This window comes from Staphylococcus devriesei, assembly GCF_002902625.1.
Taxonomy (GTDB): Bacteria; Bacillota; Bacilli; order Staphylococcales; family Staphylococcaceae; genus Staphylococcus; species Staphylococcus devriesei.
This window is the reverse complement of sequence record NZ_PPRG01000006.1, coordinates 1-17,550: the sequence shown is the minus strand read 5'-3', so window position 1 is coordinate 17,550 and position 17,550 is coordinate 1. Positions and strand designations below refer to the sequence as shown.

Sequence of the window (17,550 nt, the reverse complement as noted above, 5' to 3'; positions counted from 1 at the left end):
TGAGCCAGGATCAAACTCTCCATAAAAATTTATGATGTTTGATTAGCTCATAATACTAAATAATGTTTGTAACATTTAAGTTACTTTATTGGAATTAACGTTGACATATTGTCATTCAGTTTTCAATGTTCATTAAAATAATGGAGCGGGTGATGGGAATCGAACCCACAACATCAGCTTGGAAGGCTGAGGTTTTGCCATTAAACTACACCCGCATATTTAATTAGAAAGATTATTTGGTGCGGCCGAGAGGACTTGAACCTCCACGGGATTTCTCCCACTAGGCCCTCAACCTAGCGCGTATGCCATTCCGCCACGACCGCTGGCAAAACGCGATAATTATTCAAATCATTATCGAGAACATTATCAATTGTAAATGCTATGTAATAAAAAGTCAATAACTTTTTAATACTTTTTTAATAGTGTTTTACAAACACTTAACATTGAGTCATTTATTAACGCAACGATATCTATAATACATGTTTGAATCATTAATGTCAATACTATAATTTCAAAAAGTAACTTAGCCAATAATTAACTATACGCTATGATTTAAATCAACTATTTCTATTCGCTCTTATTCTTAGCTCTCTAATATTTTATATCTATATTCATTACTAGGATATTAATTACTTGCGCCGTGTTAAATAAATATACACTACTACCATCCATTTTTCTCCTTGTATAACAAAAAATAGTCACGGAAGAAATATAATTTCATTAAGAAATTCTTCCATGACTATTCTTGATATAGCTAGATATTTATATAGCTTATTAAAGTTGTAAACTAAATTTTTATTTCATTGATTTTTTGAGTTTTAGCTTTCCACCACAATAACCGCATCTCATCTTTTTTATATTTACTTTCCTAATTCTGAGATATTCATTATTACATTTAATACATTGATAAATATAGTTAGCTCGTTGTTCATAACTATCTATTGGAGTACAAAACCTAGGTGCATTAACTTGTTTACTCAATGTTTTAAAATCTCGATCTCTATGCTTATATCCTTTTCCCAATAAATGTAAATGATAATGACAAAGTTCATGCTTTATAATATCTACTAATGCGTCATTACCATAAGTCTCATATTGTTTAGGATTGATTTCAATGTTATGTGAGTCGAGTAAATAACGTCCACCAGTAGTTCTTAGCCGTTTATTGAATAACGCTTTATGTTCAAAAGCCCTGGCAAATTCTTCTACCGAGACTTCTTCTACCAATTGTTGTAACTCTAAATTATTCATTTGGGTTAATCATTGTTAATGAAACTTTATCTTTATTTTTATCAATGCTAAGAATCCATACGTCGACTATGTCTCCGACGCTTACTATATCCATCGGGTTTTTCACAAATTTCTTAGAAAGTTTTGAGACATGTACTAATCCATCTTGTTTTACACCTATATCAACGAAGGCGCCAAAATCAACTACATTTCTCACTGTACCACTAAGCTTCATTCCTTCTGATAAATCTTCAATTGATAATACATCAGATTTAAGAATTGGTGTTTCATATTCATCTCTAGGGTCGCGATTAGGGGCCATTAATGATTTAATAATATCTTCTAAGGTTGGGAGTCCTACTTCTAATTCATTAGCTAACACTTCAATATCTGCTTTGGCTAATGTTTGTTTTAGCTTTTCAGAACCTAAATCTTCAATCGTTAGATTTAATTTATCGAGAAGTTGATAAGTTACTTGATAACTTTCGGGATGTATTGATGTGTTATCAAGGGGTTCTGTACCATTGACAATTCTTAGGAAGCCGATACTTTGTTCATATGTTTTAGCACCTAATCTTTTAACTTTACTAATTTCTTTATTATGTTTTATTGCCCCATTTTCTTCACGATAATTAATAATATTTTGAGCAATAGCACCTGACAATCCAGAAACATGTTGTAATAATGATTTAGAAGCAGTGTTCACATCGACACCAACTTGGTTAACTGCTGTTTCTACAACAAATGTTAAGGCTTGTTCTAATTCTTTTTGATTCACATCGTGTTGGTATTGACCAACTCCAATAGATTTAGGATCTATTTTTACTAATTCACTTAGTGGATCTTGAACGCGTCGACCAATGGAAACTGCACTTCTTTCTTCTACTTGAAAATTAGGAAACTCTGTTCTTGCAATTTCTGAAGCTGAATATACAGACGCCCCCGCTTCATTAACAATAATAAATTGCGCATTAAGTTTATATTTATTAATAACATTGGCAATAAATTGCTCAGTTTCACGACTAGCTGTTCCATTACCTATAGCGATAAGTTCTACATTATTTTCACGGATGACTTTCACTAATTCTTTCTCCGCAGCATCAACATGAGATTTAGGTGGATGCGGATAAATTACACTTTTGGCAATAAACGTTCCAAATGGATTAATCACTGCCAATTTACATCCAGTTCTGAATGCTGGGTCGACCCCTAGAATTTGTTTACCTTTCATAGGTGGCTGTAGTAGTAAATTCTTTAAGTTCTCGCTAAACACTTCAATGGCATGAGCTTCTGCTTTTTCAGTTAGATCTCCGCGAATTTCTCTTTCAATTGAAGGCATAATCAAACGTTTCAAACTATCTTGAATGGCTTCACGTATATAGTTCAAATGAACGTTTGAGTTTTGAATCTCTTTCTTTTCAATAAATGCCTCAATTTGTGAGGTATCGAATTCAATTTTGACAGATAATACTTTTTCTTTTTCTCCCCGGTTCATAGCCAATATTCTATGATTAGCAATTCTTTTCACTGGTTCAGAGTAGTCATAATACATGGCATAGATTTCTTTTTCATCTTCTGCTTTCCTTTTCTTGGAAGTCACAACCTGCCCTTGTTGGTAAACATCTTTTAATAATTTACTACGATATTTAGGATTATCAGAAATTTGTTCTGCAATAATATCCTGTGCGCCTTGGATAGCTACTTCCTCTGTCTCAATCTCTTCAGATAAGTAACGTCGCGCTTCTTCTTGTATATTTTTATCTTTTCCTAACAGAATAAATGTCGCTAACGGTTCTAACCCTTTTCTTTTGGCTTCCGTGGCTCTAGTTTTCTTTTTCTGTTTATAAGGTCTATATAAATCTTCAACACGTTGTAATTTATTTTGTTTTAAAATCTCTTGACGGAGTTCTTGAGTTAATAACCCTTGTTGTTCAATATTATGTATAACTTCTTCTTTACGTTTTTGTAAATTCACTACATATTGATATTCATCGGAAATTTGTTTAATCTGTACTTCATCTAATCCTCCAGTAGCTTCTTTTCTATATCGAGCGATGAAAGGTACAGTATTGTTTTCTTCTAATAGATTCAATACTGCTGTTATTTGTTTTTCTGAAAATTGATACTTTGTCGCAATGTCATCAATTAGTTTTTTATCCATTATCTAACCACACTTTTCCAATATTTCTATCTAATTTTAGCATATTTCAATATATTATTTTATCTAGCCTCATTTTACAAATCTAATAAAATTAAACAACCCAGAACATTTCTTCACGAAATATTCTAGGCTTATAGGTTATCATCTATTCTATTATTGTTTTGCTGCTTGTTGTAATTTTTTAATTGCTGTTCTTTGTAATCTCGAAACATGCATTTGACTTAAACCTATACGTTCGCCAGTTTCTTTTTGACTTAAACCTTCAATAAATGTACATTGAATAATTTCTCTTTCTCTATCAGATAAGATTGGCAAGATGCGTTCAAGAATCATACGTTTTTCCGTTAAGTCATAATTATCATCTTGTTGTCCCATAATATCTAATAATGTAACTGTCGATCCATCTTTATCCGCTTCTATGGAATGGTCTACGCTTAAAGCATTATAGCTTTGTCCCATTTCCATGGCTTCAAGAACTTCTTCTTCTGTAACCTCTAAACGATCAGCAATTTCTGTAATTGAGGGTGAACGTTCTAACTCATTAGTTAATTCGTCGCTCACCTTCTTTATTCGAGGTCCAATCTCCTTAATTCTTCTAGGAACATGAACACTCCATGTTTTATCTCTTAAATATCTTTTAATTTCACCAATAACAGTTGGCACTAGAAATGCTTCAAATTTGCGATCAAAAGATATATCAAATCTGTTAATAGCACCTATTAAACCAACCATACCAACTTGAACTAAATCTTCGTGATGTGATTGTCCTTTAGAATATTTATAGGCTAGCGACTCGATTAATTTACGATAGTGAGTAACTAGTCTATCTTGAGCATCAGTATTTGCATTCTCTTGATGTTCTTTAATCCATTGGTTTATTTGTTCAGGTGATACATCATTAACTGATTTCGACTCTTTCGTCATTATTTGGCACCTGCTCTTTTTTTATATACTTAATCATGCTGATGGTTACACCAGACTCTTTAAACACTTTTACTTCATCCATTAAGGATTCAATTAAGAATAGACCTAATCCTCCTTCACGTAAGAAATCAATATTTTCGTTATCGTTGTAAGGACCTAATTGTGCTTTAGTTGTTTCATAATCAAAACTTTCACCTTGATCTGAAATGACAATTTTAATTTTATCATCAAATAGTTCAAAACATAAGTTTATCATACCATTTGTTGATTCATGTTTATAGGCATGTTTTACAGCATTCGTAACTGCTTCACTAACAGCAATTTTAGAATCTTCAATATCATCATACGAAGCGCCGGCTCTAGAAAATACACCTGACAACGTTAAACGTATTAAACTCACGTATTCCGCAGAGGCAGGTAATTTCATTTCGATATAGTCGTTTTTAATTGGCAAGTTACTCTACCTCCGTTCCTTCATTAACATGCATTAAGTCTTTAAGACCAGTTATATCAAATAATCTTCCAATTCTATCTGATACACCTAATATATATAATTCTTTATCATTTTGGTTCAATGCTTTTAAAGTACCTACGAACAATCCTAAGCCCGTTGAATCCATATAACTTACATTAGATAAATTTACATGGATATCATGTGTACCCTCTTGACGCATTGGTACAAGTACTTCTTCTAATTCAGGTACTGTATAAACGTCCAACTCTCCGGCTACAATAACTTCATAATAGTTATCGTGAGTTACCGTTTCAATATTAAGATTCATAGTTTTTTACACTCCTAGTATTTTCTTATTCAATAATATGTATACTATACAAGTCTACCCATTGTAGTAATTATATAATCAAAAAATTTAATATTTAATTTACTCTTTTTATGATTAAAATGGTCATATCGTCACGTTTATTTGGATTTTGAATTTTTAAAATAGCTTCATACAAAATTTGTACAATATCTTGCGGATGCATATGTTTATATTTATGAATTAAATTAAGCAATGTATCTTTATCAATAAATTCACCATCTGTGTTTCTTGCTTCTGTCACGCCATCAGTAAAAATAATGACTAAATCCTCTAAATTAATTTGAATTTCTTGCTGACTATATCGAGTGTGTTGATTAACACCTAGAACTCGGCCTCTTACGTCAATTTCTTCAAAATCTTCTGTTTCTGCTCGATATATATATCCAGGTTCATGGCCAGCTGAACTGCAATAAAGTAAATGATTCATCTCTTCATACAAACCATAGAACATAGTCACGAACATATTTTGGTTAACATTTTTTTCTACTACGCGGTTAAGCCTCTTTAATCCGTCACTTGGTAACTGGGAATGGCCATAAGAGTCCATTCCAAATTTAATCATACTCATGGCTAAGGCAGCCGGTATACCTTTACCAATAACATCTGCTACCGCAAAACTCATTGTGCCATCTCTATGATCAATAAGGTTAAAGTAATCACCACTCACTTTTTGAGCAGCAACTGATATAACTCCAATTTGTATACTATCAAACTGAGGTATATCCGTTTTTAACATCGTTTGTTGAAGTCTGGAAGCTAAGTCAATTTCTTTATCGTGGAATTGCATTTTATCAACAAGCTTTTGATAATCTCTATAACTATAGCCAAAACCTTTAACTATTTCTTGCAAGACATCTAAGGTTTCAAACACCTGTGTTTCATTTAAATTTAAAGAAGTGATATATGTTTTATGGATTTCAACAACATCTTCAGGCAGAATATCTTTTTTGATTACTTCATTAGTAAAATCATGACATTTTTCTAAAAATTGCTTTTTATTTTTAGCAACTAAACTCTCATCTATAAGTCGTTTATAGTGTTTTTTAAATTCTTCCACGAATCTGCCTCCTTACTTCGCAGTTACATTGCTTACGCTTCATTAGCTTTATTAACGTATTGCAAATAATACTTATATTTAAAAAAGACTTTAGGATAACCTAAAGTCAGCAACTAGAGACAATGACTAAATAGTAAGACTATTGTAGAATAATACTAATTTATATGTATAAGCATCTTTTTCTCATTTATTGATTACAAAATAATCAATAGTATGAAAACATTGTCTTTAATAGTTAGTTTTGCTTATATTTGGTTTATACATGGAAAACATTAAGTTTTTTGAGGTTTGACCTCATCGTGTAAACCTAAACTAATATCTAGAGCCCCATCTACTTCTTTCATTTTCTCTTCTGATAAATAGGTTAATTTTTCTTTCAATCTCTTTTTATCAAGCGTTCGAATCTGTTCTAGTAGAATTACTGAGTCTTTGTCTAGTTTATACTTATGTTTTTCTATTTCGACGTGGGTTGGTATTTTGGCTTTATTAATCCTACCTGTAATTGCAGCAACAATTACGGTAGGACTATATTTATTACCAGTATCATTTTGAATGATTACTACAGGTCTGACTCCCCCTTGTTCTGAGCCCTGTACTGGTGACAAATCAGCTAAATATACATCTCCTCTTCTAATCATTCACTCTGATAATTAGAAATGATATATGTTTCATTGCAATCACAAGCTTCGCATTCAAGAGGGAAAGCTTCTGTTGCTAGGGAGAGGTTTAAATCGGCCATTTGTACATAGCCCTCTTTTAAAGACTGTTCAAGACTGTGGCTTCTATTCTGATTAAAAGTTAACATACTAATGAACCTCCATTTGGTACCAAATAAACATTATAAACCTTAATTTAAGTTAATAATAACAAATTTTGTATCAAGTGACTATACTATTTTAGTAATTCATTGGTGACATATGTTTGATCGTCGATATTATATACGCGTGGAACACGTCTTCCTAAATTGCATAACACTTCGTAACTTATCGTATGTTGTTGTTTAGCTAATGCTTCTGCAGATTGAGGCGAGTCAATGTGATTCTCTAAAAGAATAACTATGTCTCCCTCTTTAACAGTCTCTGGAATTTTTATGATTGTTTGGTCCATACATACACGACCTATAATTTCACATTGGTCACCATTAATATTTACACAGCTACCTTGCATCGATCTTAAGTAGCCATCTGCATAGCCAATTGGTAAAATAGCGATCCTCATATTTTCTGTAGCAGTGTACGTACTACCATAGCTTACAGATTCGCCTGCCTTTAAATATTTAGTCTGGACAACTTGAGTGATTAATCGGGCACTTGGTTTCAGTTCAATTTGTACATTGTCTCTGACAAATTCTGAAGGATAATAACCATACAATGATATGCCTACCCTTAAAGCATTACATAGTTCATAATCTTTTAATAATGCACCCGCCGAGTTTTGTGAGTGAACATATTTCGGTTGTTCAACTTGTGTTACTAACGTTTCAAATAGCGCATACTGTTGTTCAATTGAATCACCTGGCTCATCTGCATTTGCAAAATGAGTATAAACGCCTTCAAATACAAGATGTTGATACGAACTAATTAAATTAACAACTTCTTTATATTCTTCAAGCGTTTTTATGCCGAGTCTGCCCATACCAGTATCAAGTTTTACATGTAACCATAAATTTTTCTCGTTATCATCATCAATTAGATGAATGGCTTCTTCTAGCCATTGTTTAGAAGGAACTGTAATTGCTACTCTATGTTGAATAGCTTTATTAATATCTTCTAATGGAATAACGCCTAATATGAGTATTTGTGCATTAACTCCATGCATTCTTAGTTCAATTGCTTCATCCAATGTGGCAACTGCAAAAAATTCTGCACCATGTCTCATCAAATATTGAGCCACTTTTACACTACCTAACCCATAACTATTTGCTTTTACTACAGGTATAATCACTTTATCTTTATGAAGATTTGTAAAAGTAGTGTAATTCTCTTTAATAGCCTCTAAGTCTACGTTTAAGTAAGTTGCTCTATAAAATTTGTCTGACATAAGACGTCCTCCTCAAAATTTGAGATTAAATATTTAGCTTACTTTTAAATCAGAAGCTATTTAAATCTCATTACCGTACTAGTATGCATAGTTACAATTATAAGCTTATTAACTTTCTTTTTCTAATATAACCTGGCTCATCGCATAATTATCTGTATGAGTAATTGTGACATGTACTATAAACCCCGCATAATCTATACAAGGTTTACCTTTGTCATCGTTATAACAGTTAATATCATTAAATGATATTGTTTTGCCTAAGCCCGTTCCTAGCGCCTTACTAAAAGCTTCTTTAGTCGCAAAACGTCCTGATAAGAATTCTACTTTTCTTTTTTCACTCGTAAAAGAATAGAATTTTTCTTGTTCTTGTTCTGTTAATATACGTTCCACTAACTTGCTTTTCTGTTTTAGATAAACTTTTTTAATACGTTCTATTTCTATTAAATCACTACCAATTCCATAAATCATTAACGTAACCTCGCTCAACAAGTTATTCACTTATTTGTTCTTCCGTCGATTCTTCAATTAATTGGTCTTTATGATTACTTTTTTTAATTTGAAGAATCTTTTTTAACTCATAGGCATCTTGTTTATTAATTAATTGAATTTCTGAATTACCACCAGCAGTTGAAAGATATAATGTTGCTAGGTGATATTTTCTCATAAGATATCCTTCTACTACATCAATATTTTGTATGCGGTAGAATGGAATAATTTTTGTATTTATAAATATTATACCTGTTCTTATATAAATCTCGTGATCTTTATAATAATAACGGAAGTTTTTATACCTTAAGATAGGCGTTATAACAGTAAAAAGTACTAAAAATAATAATAGTATACTTACACTAATAGTGACACTCCAAATTGGTTTCGTTAGGTGCATAAAGTATATATCTACTATATTTGTGATAATTAAGATTAGTAATAATATCGCAAATGTAATTAAAGAAGCGATTCTTATTACTTTTGGCCCTTGTGGATGCATATACTTATAATCATTCATTATACTCACCTCTTAAATATGCATTAATATAGTAGTTTGCTGTAGTTTCAGAAATAAATTTTAAATGAATGTCTTCAAATATCGAACCTTTAGCTAGTATAAAATGTAAGTTTGACAATTGACTTCTTTCTAGGAATGGATGTTGATTGGTTTCCATTCCTATTATTTTATCCGTTTTAAAATAAAATATATTAAATCCAAATAAACTTACTTGACGCAGTGCTATTTCTTCATTTTCAAAATGGATTCCTGAGGAACGAACATAAATCAATGCATGAAGCGCCATATTTATAATGATGACCACTGTGATTAGAATGCTCCAAGCACTCCAAAAGTAAGTAGCAAAGCATGTTGCAATAATTAAAATTAAGCTTGGAATGAAGAAATGACGATGGTATCCACGCCATGGCCTCCCTTTATGCACTTTGCTAAATTGCATTTCAGGAACGAGACTTTCAATAATATTATAAGCTTCTTTACGTTTAATAAACGGTAAAATCATAATCTTTCCATTGTTACTGACATCATCTTCGGATTCTACGTCTAGATCACTGGTGATGATAAAATGAATAGATGTGTATCCAAATAATCTTCTTAAGAAAGATTGTTTCTCTAACACTGCTTGTAGTCGATTAGTTGGCACAGTGATATTTTTAACATTTAACAATCCATAACTAATTTTAAGTTGGCTATCTTGTTGGCTAACAGTGTAATTATAATACCGGATTAATGTTATGAGCGTGCCAATGATATAACTAATGATTAATATAAAAGCTAGGCAAGTGATTACAATTAATGATATGGAATTTATCCAATGCCATAAGCTCTCTGTCCATTCATCCCATGGAATAACATCTTGAAAAGCACCAATAATTGGGGAAATTGTAGCAAACGCCACGCCTATAGCGCCACTTGTCATCGCCATCAATAATAAAGAGCCAAAAGACATCTTAAAAATTGGTTTACTCTCAAGGTGTTGATTTATAGTAGTCTCTTTATTGCCAACAGAATAAACGAAGTCTTCTTCTTTCGTATTAACTTGAGGATTAACTTCGTTTTCGTCTTTTAATTCTACTTGTCTTTTACGAATGGCTTGTTCAATTAAATCACTTTGTGATTTTGAAATGGTCGATAGTTCAACCCCATCACTCGGTGTTTTAATTTGTAGACTTACCCCACCAACAATCTGATTGATTAATCCTTGCGTCGTATCTAGAGATTGAATTCTACTGATATTTAATTCTTTACGTTTTTTATTAAACCAACCTGACGTGAGTATAAAATGCTCATCTTCAATCCAATAACGTGTGACACGTACATCTATGAATTTACTAATAGAAGCAAATAAAACAATAACTATGAAAATAGCTGGTCCAATATAATGTCTAATTTCAGTAAAGTCAAAATTCCAAATATTAAAGCCAATGAAGACTATAAAAGTTAAAATATTTTGTTTGATTACTTTGATTAAGGCGGTAAGATAGGAAATAGGATGTAACTTCTGAGGGCTATACATCAGTATCTGCACCTCTCAATTCAATAAAGATATCATTTGCTAATTTTTCGGCTTCTTGCTCTGTAACCAGTGGCAATGTAATTTCATGACCAGCAGTTACAGCTACGATTTTATTTAATTTTAATTTCTTCATTATTGGGTTAGCTTTTAACTTCAAATATTGTAGACGCTCAATTTTTATAATTTTATAATTTTTAAAAATAAAGAATGCTTTAGTTTCTAAATTATTATTTTCTTTTCTATAATATCTATAGTTAAAGCGTATGTAGGGTTGGCTCACTAACCGGATTATAGATAAAACAAGTAAGCCGATTAAGATGTAGATAATAAATTGGTACCAAGTAAAATACTTCCACATTACATATATGGCACCAAGTAAAAGAAGTTCAATTAGAAAGGAAATACCACTACTTATCCAATGATAAGTATATGCGTTTTTAGGACTTTTATGAAATGAGTTCTCTAACTTCATAATAAACTCCTTCGTATTTTTTCTACATTATATCATATTCACTATCATTTTCATGAGATTATAAAATGAAAATAATATTTATTAATTTTACAGTAAATTTTATTTCATATTAATAACACTTTATACACAAATTATTGAATTAAAGAAAGTTGTGATAGTCAGCGAATATAATTCTGAAAATTGTATAGTGTCTTTCTAAAATAAAGTAAGCGCAATAAATGATTTAGTGCATCATATAACCTCTATTCATTAATTATTTTCTTAAAAACAAAAAACGAGGCTAAACCATTAATATAGAAATGGCTTAGTCTCGTAAAAATAAATGATTATTAATTATTTTTGTAAATCGGCAAATGTGCGACCTTTCATAGATGATCTACCTTTGTTTTGATTGTCGCGACGTTCAGGTTTTTTTCCTTTTTTCTTGTTAAAGTTACCTTTTGAACGTTTATTTTTATTATCAAATTTATTGTTGCGTTTACCGCTACGACGTGAGTTATTACCTTTACCTTGTTGACGGTTTTTACGTGCTAAAGGTTTTTCAAAAGTTAATTGAACTTCAACTTCATCATTAGCTTCTACAAGTTCTTGTAATAATGATGCAACGAGTTCTGTGCTATCATATTCTTCTAATAATTCACTTGAAATACGTTTTAAACGGTCTTCACTTTCACGTGACATCCAGTTTTTAACTTTATCTTTAATATCTTCTTCACGTGCTTTTAGTACTTCTTTTCTGTGAGGAGGTCTTAAAGCGCTCATTCTTCTGTTATTTGCTTCTTCAATTTGACGAATATAATCCATTTCAATTGGATTAACAAACGTTACAGCGATACCTTCTTTACCGGCACGGCCTGTACGTCCAATTCTATGAGTGTAGCTTTCAGTATCTTGAGGAATATCAAAGTTATATACATGACTAACGCCTGAGATATCTAAACCACGGGCTGCTACGTCTGTAGCTACTAAAATATCTAATTGGTCGTTTTTAAATTTCTTTAAGACTTCTAAACGCTTAGCTTGAGTAATATCACCATGTAAACCTTCTGCTTTATAGCCTTTAGATAATAATGCACTTGTTAGTTCATCGACACGACGTTTTGTTCTACCAAATACGATTGCTAATTCAGGTTGATGAACGTCTAAGAAGTTTGTGAATGTATCGAATTTTTCAAGTTCTTTCACAATTGTATAGTACTCATCAATATGAGGATCTGACATTTCATTATTCATTGTTTTAACAATTTGTGGTGATTTCATAAATTGTTGTACTAAACTTTGAATTGCTTTAGGCATTGTCGCTGAGAATAACATAGTTTGTCGTTGTTCAGCTGGAATTTTATCCATAATGAATCTCATATCATCGATGAATCCCATGTTCATCATTTCATCCGCTTCATCCAAGATTAATGTATGGATGTCTTGAGTTTTTAATGTACGACGATTTAAATGGTCGATAACTCGTCCTGGCGTACCTACTACAATTTGCGGTCCACGTTTCAATGCTTTAATTTGTCGATCGATTGGCATACCACCGAATACAGTAACTACTTGAACATTTTGTCCGTGACTGAATTCACGTATCTGTTCCGCTACTTGCATAGCTAATTCTCTAGTCGGTGCTAAGATTAAGGCTTGAACGCCTGATTGTCCGACAACTTTTTCAATTAAAGGAATCCCGAAAGCTCCTGTTTTACCTGTACCAGTTTGAGCTTGCCCTAGGACGTCTTTTCCCTCTAATGTGTAAGGGATACTTTCTGTTTGGATAGGTGTTGGTTCCTTAAAACCCATTGCTTCAAGGGTCTCAACTGTTTTATCCGAAATCCCTAGTTCTTTAAAATTTTGCAATATAATTCTCCTTTAAACTTTCTTATTTAATTAATATACGTCTGTGTATATAAGGTCCTCTTATTACGTCAACTTCTATATAGTACCACCTAAAAATATATATCGCAATAAAGCAATTCGTTAGCGTAACCTAATTTCTTATTATTTGGGGGGTAATGGTATTTATATTTTTCTTTGGAAAAGGCCATAAAAAACAAGCCATTGTCGGATTTCACTCACATACAATGACTTATTATATACAAATTTATTTAATTGAAAAATTTAAATAAGTTCGTTGACGACTTCTTCAAGTTTATTTCCTCGAGAACCTTTGATTAGAACTTTATCTTGTGGTACTAAATAATCTTTTAAATACTTAGTTAATTCTTCTTTATCGGTGAAGTAAGCGACATTTTCTACAAATTGTCCACCTACATCACTTATCAATTTAGCATCATTGCCATAAGTTAATAATGTGTGGATGTGCTTGCCTTCTAAATGAGCCCCTACGTCTTTATGCATTTGGCGACTATTTTCTCCTAATTCTAATGAATCAGCAAGAACAATGATCTTACGTCCATCCATTTGACTCAACGTATCAATAGCGGCTTTCATACTTGTCGGACTAGCATTATATGCATCATTGATAACAGTAATCTGCTCATCAGTTACATGACGTTCCATACGCATGCCTGTTAGTTGAACATGGTTAATATTCCGTTGGATCGTAGCATAGTCTAATCCAAGTTCATGACCAATTGCGATAGCCATAGCAGCATTTTTCATATTATGAATACCTAAAATTGGTAATTCATAATATTCTTGATTATTTATTTTAAATGCAATTCCGTCATTCTTACTATTCTCAACTTCACATACTAATGCGTTATCATGATTTAAACCTACACCTAATAATTTTACTTGTTTTAAGTTTTTAACGTGTGGTTGCAATAATGGTTCATCACCATCATAGATAAACGTTCCATTTGCTTTTAAACCAATCGTAATTTCTGATTTTGCTTGTGCGATACCTTCGCGAGAACCTAAATCTTGCATATGTGATTCACCTATATTAGTGATGACTGCAATATCAGGTTGAGCGATTGTTGATAATAATTCAATTTCGTGAAAACCTGACATCCCCATTTCAAGAATGGAGATATCTGTGTCTTCATCAAGATCTAGAATAGTTAATGGCAATCCAATTTCATTATTGTAATTACCTTGTGTTTTTTTTACTTTAAATTCAGATTTTAAGACGCTCTCAATCATATCTTTTGTGGTAGTTTTACCGTTAGAACCTGTTACCCCAATCACTTTAGGATTAACATATTGCAAGTATGCCTTAGCAAGATTTTGAAGTGCAGTAAGTGTATCTTCTACCCAAATAATTGGCCCATTTATGTCCTCATTAATAGGATGCCCTTTTTCATAAAGGGAAGCGCCCGCACCATCTTTCAAAGCTTGATTAACGAAGCGATGTCCATCGACGTTTTCACCTTTGAAAGGGATAAATAACATACCCTCAATAATCGCACGCGAATCAATTGTAACGCCTTTAATTGTATTCTCTAAATATTGTTCATCAATATCGCAAGGTATCCAAGTTTGTATCTGTCTTAATGATACTTCAATCATAGTTGAATCCCTCTCTTAATCAATAGTATATTTTTTTTTCTTTTTATCTTCGTGACGTTCTTTGGCTAACTCAATTAATTTCGTAATTAATTCAGAATATGAAAGTCCCATATTTTCCCAAAGGCTTGGATACATACTAAATGCAGTAAATCCAGGCATAGCATTAGTTTCATTAATGAAAATTTGATTATCTTCTGTTACGAAGAAATCTGCACGAACTAAACCAGAGCAGTCTGTAGCTTTAAAAGCTTCAAGTGCCATATTACGCAATGTCATTTGAACCTCTTCATCTAATTCTGCTGGGATTTGTAGGCTAATTTTGCCGTCTTTATATTTAGATTTATAATCATAAAACGCTACATCTTTAATGACTTCACCTGGCCATGTTGTTTCTGGATAGTCATTACCTAATACCGCTACTTCAACTTCACGTGCATTGATACCTTGTTCAATAACTAATTTACGGTCAAATTGGAATGCTTCTTCAATGCCAGCCTTTAACTCTTCTTCATTGTTACATTTACTAATTCCTACACTTGAACCAAGGTTAGCTGGTTTGACAAAGACAGGGTATGTAAGTTTGTCTTTTACAAGTTTAATAATGTTACCTTCATATTTTTCATATTCACTTCTTAAAAAGCTAATATATGGTAATTGTGGTAGGCCTCTATGTTCAAACAATTGTTTCATCACTAACTTATCCATTGAACTAGAAGCGGCTAGTACACCATTACCTACATATGGTAAGTCAAGTACTTCGAATAGTCCTTGAATCGTTCCATCTTCTCCATTAGGTCCATGTAATAATGGGAAAATAGCATCATATTTTTTACCTTCGCTACTTTCTTTAAGTAGTAATGTGATTTCTCCAGCTTCAACGTCTTCTAAACTAAGTTCCTCCACATATTTAATTTCTGATGAAATGTCGTTCTTTTTCTTCCATTGTCCATCATTAGTAATATAAATGATATCAACAAGGTATTTGTCTTTGTTAATCGCGTTTAAAACGTTTTGTGCAGTCAGTTTTGATACATCGTGTTCTGCGCTTTTACCACCATATACGATACAAATATTTTCTTTTACCATATTTAGTTGCCTCCGTTAAGAAATGCGACACGAGAAGTTAATCGCTACTAATTTATATTTTTGAATATCAATAACGATATCTCAACTTCTGTGTTATAGCACTTTCTTTAAATTAATAGTTACTTCATTCTGAGACTGAGACATTAATCGTTTGTGCGCTGGGAAACCGATAAACGGTATCCCAAAAGCAGGATTCTCGGCAGATACCGTCACGATTCGACAAAGGGAGCGGGACTGAAATCTAATGTAATTTCAAAGATTTCGTCGTCACGCCCCGGCAAGGTTGACTATATATGAAGAAAGTCCAGGTTGGACGCATCTTCATCTCAGTCAACTACTGCCTAATCACATAGATTAGGAGATAATATTTTTTGCTCATCGTTCGGTTCTGCTCAAATCCTAAACATTTTTGTCCCAACCTCTTGTATAATTTTGATTAGTATAATTTATGCTTTCTAAAAGACAATATTATCACAGTATTCTACCATTTTGCATTCATCATCTCGTAAATTATCTTTATTTTATCTATACATCCTTGTCTTATAAAATATTAATTTCTCAGTAATATGATTTTAAAGATCTCTCAGTTATTTTCTAGCATATTCACATAAAGTCATGTAAAATCTATATATAATATTAAACGTTAGATTATGGAATTTAAGGAGTTTTCTCATGAAATATTCATCCCGTCAACAGCCTTCAAAACATTGGCTACGTAAAATCGACTGGATACTCATAGCATTGTTAGCAATTTTAGCTATTATTAGTGTAACTACTATTAGCTCAGCAATGGGTGGGGGTCAATATAGCGCTAATTTTAGCGTTCGCCAAATTATATACTATATTTTAGGAGCTATATTAGCATTTATCATTATGCTCTTTTCACCTAAAAAAATAAAAAATAATACTTATCTGTTATACATATTCTTCTGTATTTTACTTATTGGCTTACTTATTATTCCAGAAACACCAATCACGCCAGTCATTAATGGTGCAAAAAGTTGGTACACGTTTGGTCCTGTAAGTATTCAACCTTCTGAATTTATGAAGGTTATACTTATTATCGCTTTAGCAAAAGCAGTAGCTAATCATAATCGTTTTACTTTTAACAAATCTTTTCAAACTGACCTAGTATTATTCTTTAAAATCATTGGTATTTCTATTATTCCAATGGCATTGATTTTATTACAGAACGATTTAGGCACAACACTTGTGATTTGTGCTGTAATTGTAGGTATCATGCTAGTAAGTGGTATTACATGGCGAATTCTTGCGCCCCTATTTATTGCTGCTTTCATCATTGGTAGTAGCATTATTTTAGCAATTATTTATAAACCTTCATTAATTGAGAGCCTTCTTGGCGTAAAAATGTATCAAATGGGACGTATTAATTCATGGTTAGATCCGTATTCTTACAGTGCCGGAGATGGTTACCACTTAACTGAATCTTTAAAAGCTATCGGTTCAGGACAATTATTTGGTAAAGGATTTAATCACGGTGAGGTCTACATACCTGAAAATCACACTGACTTTATCTTTTCAGTAGTCGGTGAAGAAATGGGATTCCTGGGGGCGGTAGTTCTTTTACTTATCTTTTTAGCTCTAATCTTTCATTTAATTAGACTAGCCACAAAAGTTGAGTCATCATTTAGTAAAATATTTATTATCGGTTATGTTTCATTATTAGTATTTCATATCTTCCAAAATATAGGTATGACAATTCAACTATTGCCAATCACAGGTATTCCACTACCTGTCTCTTATACACATCT

At 32.2% G+C, this 17,550-nt stretch carries 17 protein-coding genes and 2 tRNA genes; 1 reads left to right on the top strand and 18 read right to left on the bottom strand.

From position 1 onward, the window contains the following. Positions 1-141 precede the first annotated feature (141 nt). The 18 genes from CD147_RS01285 to CD147_RS01200 all read right to left on the bottom strand — a co-directional run bounded on the left by CD147_RS01285 (position 142) and on the right by CD147_RS01200 (position 15,778). Positions 142-215 (bottom strand) — tRNA-Gly (locus CD147_RS01285). 22 nt (positions 216-237) lie between these two features. Continuing rightward, positions 238-323, bottom strand: a tRNA-Leu gene (locus tag CD147_RS01280). Positions 324-795: 472 nt separating this feature from the next. Further along, positions 796-1,251 carry a SprT family protein gene (locus CD147_RS01275; protein ID WP_103165648.1) on the bottom strand — a complete coding sequence of 152 codons (456 nt, stop codon included), beginning with the start codon at positions 1,249-1,251 and terminating at the stop codon, positions 796-798. Next, positions 1,244-3,391, bottom strand: a complete 2,148-nt coding sequence (locus CD147_RS01270; RefSeq protein ID WP_103165647.1) for a Tex family protein — start codon at positions 3,389-3,391, stop codon at positions 1,244-1,246. The genes CD147_RS01275 and CD147_RS01270 overlap by 8 nt, the downstream gene beginning before the upstream one ends. 153 nt (positions 3,392-3,544) lie before the next feature. Next, positions 3,545-4,315: an RNA polymerase sigma factor SigB gene (gene sigB, locus CD147_RS01265; RefSeq protein WP_103165646.1), complete on the bottom strand. Its 771-nt coding sequence runs from the start codon at positions 4,313-4,315 to the stop codon at positions 3,545-3,547. Continuing rightward, positions 4,290-4,742: an anti-sigma B factor RsbW gene (rsbW, locus tag CD147_RS01260; protein ID WP_232806184.1), complete on the bottom strand. Its 453-nt coding sequence runs from the start codon at positions 4,740-4,742 to the stop codon at positions 4,290-4,292. The genes sigB and rsbW overlap by 26 nt, the downstream gene beginning before the upstream one ends. Before the next feature lie 28 nt (positions 4,743-4,770). After that, entirely contained in the window at positions 4,771-5,097 is a 327-nt protein-coding gene (locus tag CD147_RS01255) for an anti-sigma factor antagonist (RefSeq protein WP_103165644.1), read from the bottom strand. A 94-nt stretch (positions 5,098-5,191) separates the two neighbouring features. Beyond that, positions 5,192-6,193 (bottom strand): SpoIIE family protein phosphatase, encoded by a 1,002-nt coding sequence (locus CD147_RS01250; protein WP_103165643.1) that lies wholly within the window; start codon positions 6,191-6,193, stop codon positions 5,192-5,194. Positions 6,194-6,465: 272 nt separating this feature from the next. After that, complete coding sequence (locus tag CD147_RS01245; RefSeq protein WP_103165642.1) at positions 6,466-6,831, bottom strand: type II toxin-antitoxin system PemK/MazF family toxin; 366 nt, start codon at positions 6,829-6,831, stop codon at positions 6,466-6,468. Then, on the bottom strand, positions 6,828-6,998 hold the full coding sequence (gene mazE / locus CD147_RS01240) for a type II toxin-antitoxin system antitoxin MazE (RefSeq protein WP_103165641.1): 171 nt from the start codon (positions 6,996-6,998) through the stop codon (positions 6,828-6,830). Before mazE ends, CD147_RS01245 begins: the two co-directional genes overlap by 4 nt. 86 nt (positions 6,999-7,084) lie before the next feature. Beyond that, the gene (gene alr / locus CD147_RS01235; protein WP_103165640.1) at positions 7,085-8,233 is read right to left on the bottom strand and encodes an alanine racemase; all 1,149 of its coding nucleotides are present in this window, start codon (positions 8,231-8,233) and stop codon (positions 7,085-7,087) included. A gap of 108 nt (positions 8,234-8,341) precedes the next feature. Beyond that, entirely contained in the window at positions 8,342-8,701 is a 360-nt protein-coding gene (acpS, locus tag CD147_RS01230) for a holo-ACP synthase (RefSeq protein WP_103165639.1), read from the bottom strand. Positions 8,702-8,723: 22 nt separating this feature from the next. Next, positions 8,724-9,239 carry a PH domain-containing protein gene (locus CD147_RS01225; RefSeq protein ID WP_103165638.1) on the bottom strand — a complete coding sequence of 172 codons (516 nt, stop codon included), beginning with the start codon at positions 9,237-9,239 and terminating at the stop codon, positions 8,724-8,726. Then, positions 9,232-10,755, bottom strand: a complete 1,524-nt coding sequence (locus tag CD147_RS01220) for a PH domain-containing protein (RefSeq protein WP_103165637.1) — start codon at positions 10,753-10,755, stop codon at positions 9,232-9,234. The genes CD147_RS01225 and CD147_RS01220 overlap by 8 nt, the downstream gene beginning before the upstream one ends. Next, positions 10,748-11,227 carry a PH domain-containing protein gene (locus CD147_RS01215; RefSeq protein WP_103165636.1) on the bottom strand — a complete coding sequence of 160 codons (480 nt, stop codon included), beginning with the start codon at positions 11,225-11,227 and terminating at the stop codon, positions 10,748-10,750. Before CD147_RS01215 ends, CD147_RS01220 begins: the two co-directional genes overlap by 8 nt. 333 nt (positions 11,228-11,560) lie before the next feature. Next, positions 11,561-13,075, bottom strand: coding sequence for a degradosome RNA helicase CshA (gene cshA / locus CD147_RS01210; protein WP_103165635.1), 1,515 nt, complete (start codon positions 13,073-13,075; stop codon positions 11,561-11,563). A 261-nt stretch (positions 13,076-13,336) separates the two neighbouring features. Continuing rightward, positions 13,337-14,692: a UDP-N-acetylmuramoyl-tripeptide--D-alanyl-D-alanine ligase gene (locus tag CD147_RS01205; RefSeq protein WP_103165634.1), complete on the bottom strand. Its 1,356-nt coding sequence runs from the start codon at positions 14,690-14,692 to the stop codon at positions 13,337-13,339. A 15-nt stretch (positions 14,693-14,707) separates the two neighbouring features. Then, positions 14,708-15,778 (bottom strand): D-alanine--D-alanine ligase, encoded by a 1,071-nt coding sequence (locus CD147_RS01200; protein ID WP_103165633.1) that lies wholly within the window; start codon positions 15,776-15,778, stop codon positions 14,708-14,710. Between the two features lie 672 nt (positions 15,779-16,450). Between CD147_RS01200 and CD147_RS01195 the strand changes: the two genes are divergently transcribed. Next, the coding region (locus CD147_RS01195) for an FtsW/RodA/SpoVE family cell cycle protein (protein ID WP_103165632.1) at positions 16,451-17,550 on the top strand (1,100 nt) is incomplete at its 3' end.

Bases quoted from the DNA above. Each gene is read 5' to 3' on its own strand.
- mazE (WP_103165641.1), bottom strand. From the start codon at position 6,998: ATGTTAACTTTTAATCAGAATAGAAGCCACAGTCTTGAACAGTCTTTA.
- CD147_RS01245 (WP_103165642.1), bottom strand. From the start codon at position 6,831: ATGATTAGAAGAGGAGATGTATATTTAGCTGATTTGTCACCAGTACAG.
- CD147_RS01215 (WP_103165636.1), bottom strand. From the start codon at position 11,227: ATGAAGTTAGAGAACTCATTTCATAAAAGTCCTAAAAACGCATATACT.
- CD147_RS01255 (WP_103165644.1), bottom strand. From the start codon at position 5,097: ATGAATCTTAATATTGAAACGGTAACTCACGATAACTATTATGAAGTT.
- CD147_RS01270 (WP_103165647.1), bottom strand. From the start codon at position 3,391: ATGGATAAAAAACTAATTGATGACATTGCGACAAAGTATCAATTTTCA.
- CD147_RS01220 (WP_103165637.1), bottom strand. From the start codon at position 10,755: ATGTATAGCCCTCAGAAGTTACATCCTATTTCCTATCTTACCGCCTTA.
- CD147_RS01275 (WP_103165648.1), bottom strand. From the start codon at position 1,251: ATGAATAATTTAGAGTTACAACAATTGGTAGAAGAAGTCTCGGTAGAA.
- alr (WP_103165640.1), bottom strand. From the start codon at position 8,233: ATGTCAGACAAATTTTATAGAGCAACTTACTTAAACGTAGACTTAGAG.
- CD147_RS01205 (WP_103165634.1), bottom strand. From the start codon at position 14,692: ATGATTGAAGTATCATTAAGACAGATACAAACTTGGATACCTTGCGAT.
- sigB (WP_103165646.1), bottom strand. From the start codon at position 4,315: ATGACGAAAGAGTCGAAATCAGTTAATGATGTATCACCTGAACAAATA.
- acpS (WP_103165639.1), bottom strand. From the start codon at position 8,701: ATGATTTATGGAATTGGTAGTGATTTAATAGAAATAGAACGTATTAAA.
- CD147_RS01225 (WP_103165638.1), bottom strand. From the start codon at position 9,239: ATGAATGATTATAAGTATATGCATCCACAAGGGCCAAAAGTAATAAGA.
- rsbW (WP_232806184.1), bottom strand. From the start codon at position 4,742: ATGAAATTACCTGCCTCTGCGGAATACGTGAGTTTAATACGTTTAACG.
- CD147_RS01200 (WP_103165633.1), bottom strand. From the start codon at position 15,778: ATGGTAAAAGAAAATATTTGTATCGTATATGGTGGTAAAAGCGCAGAA.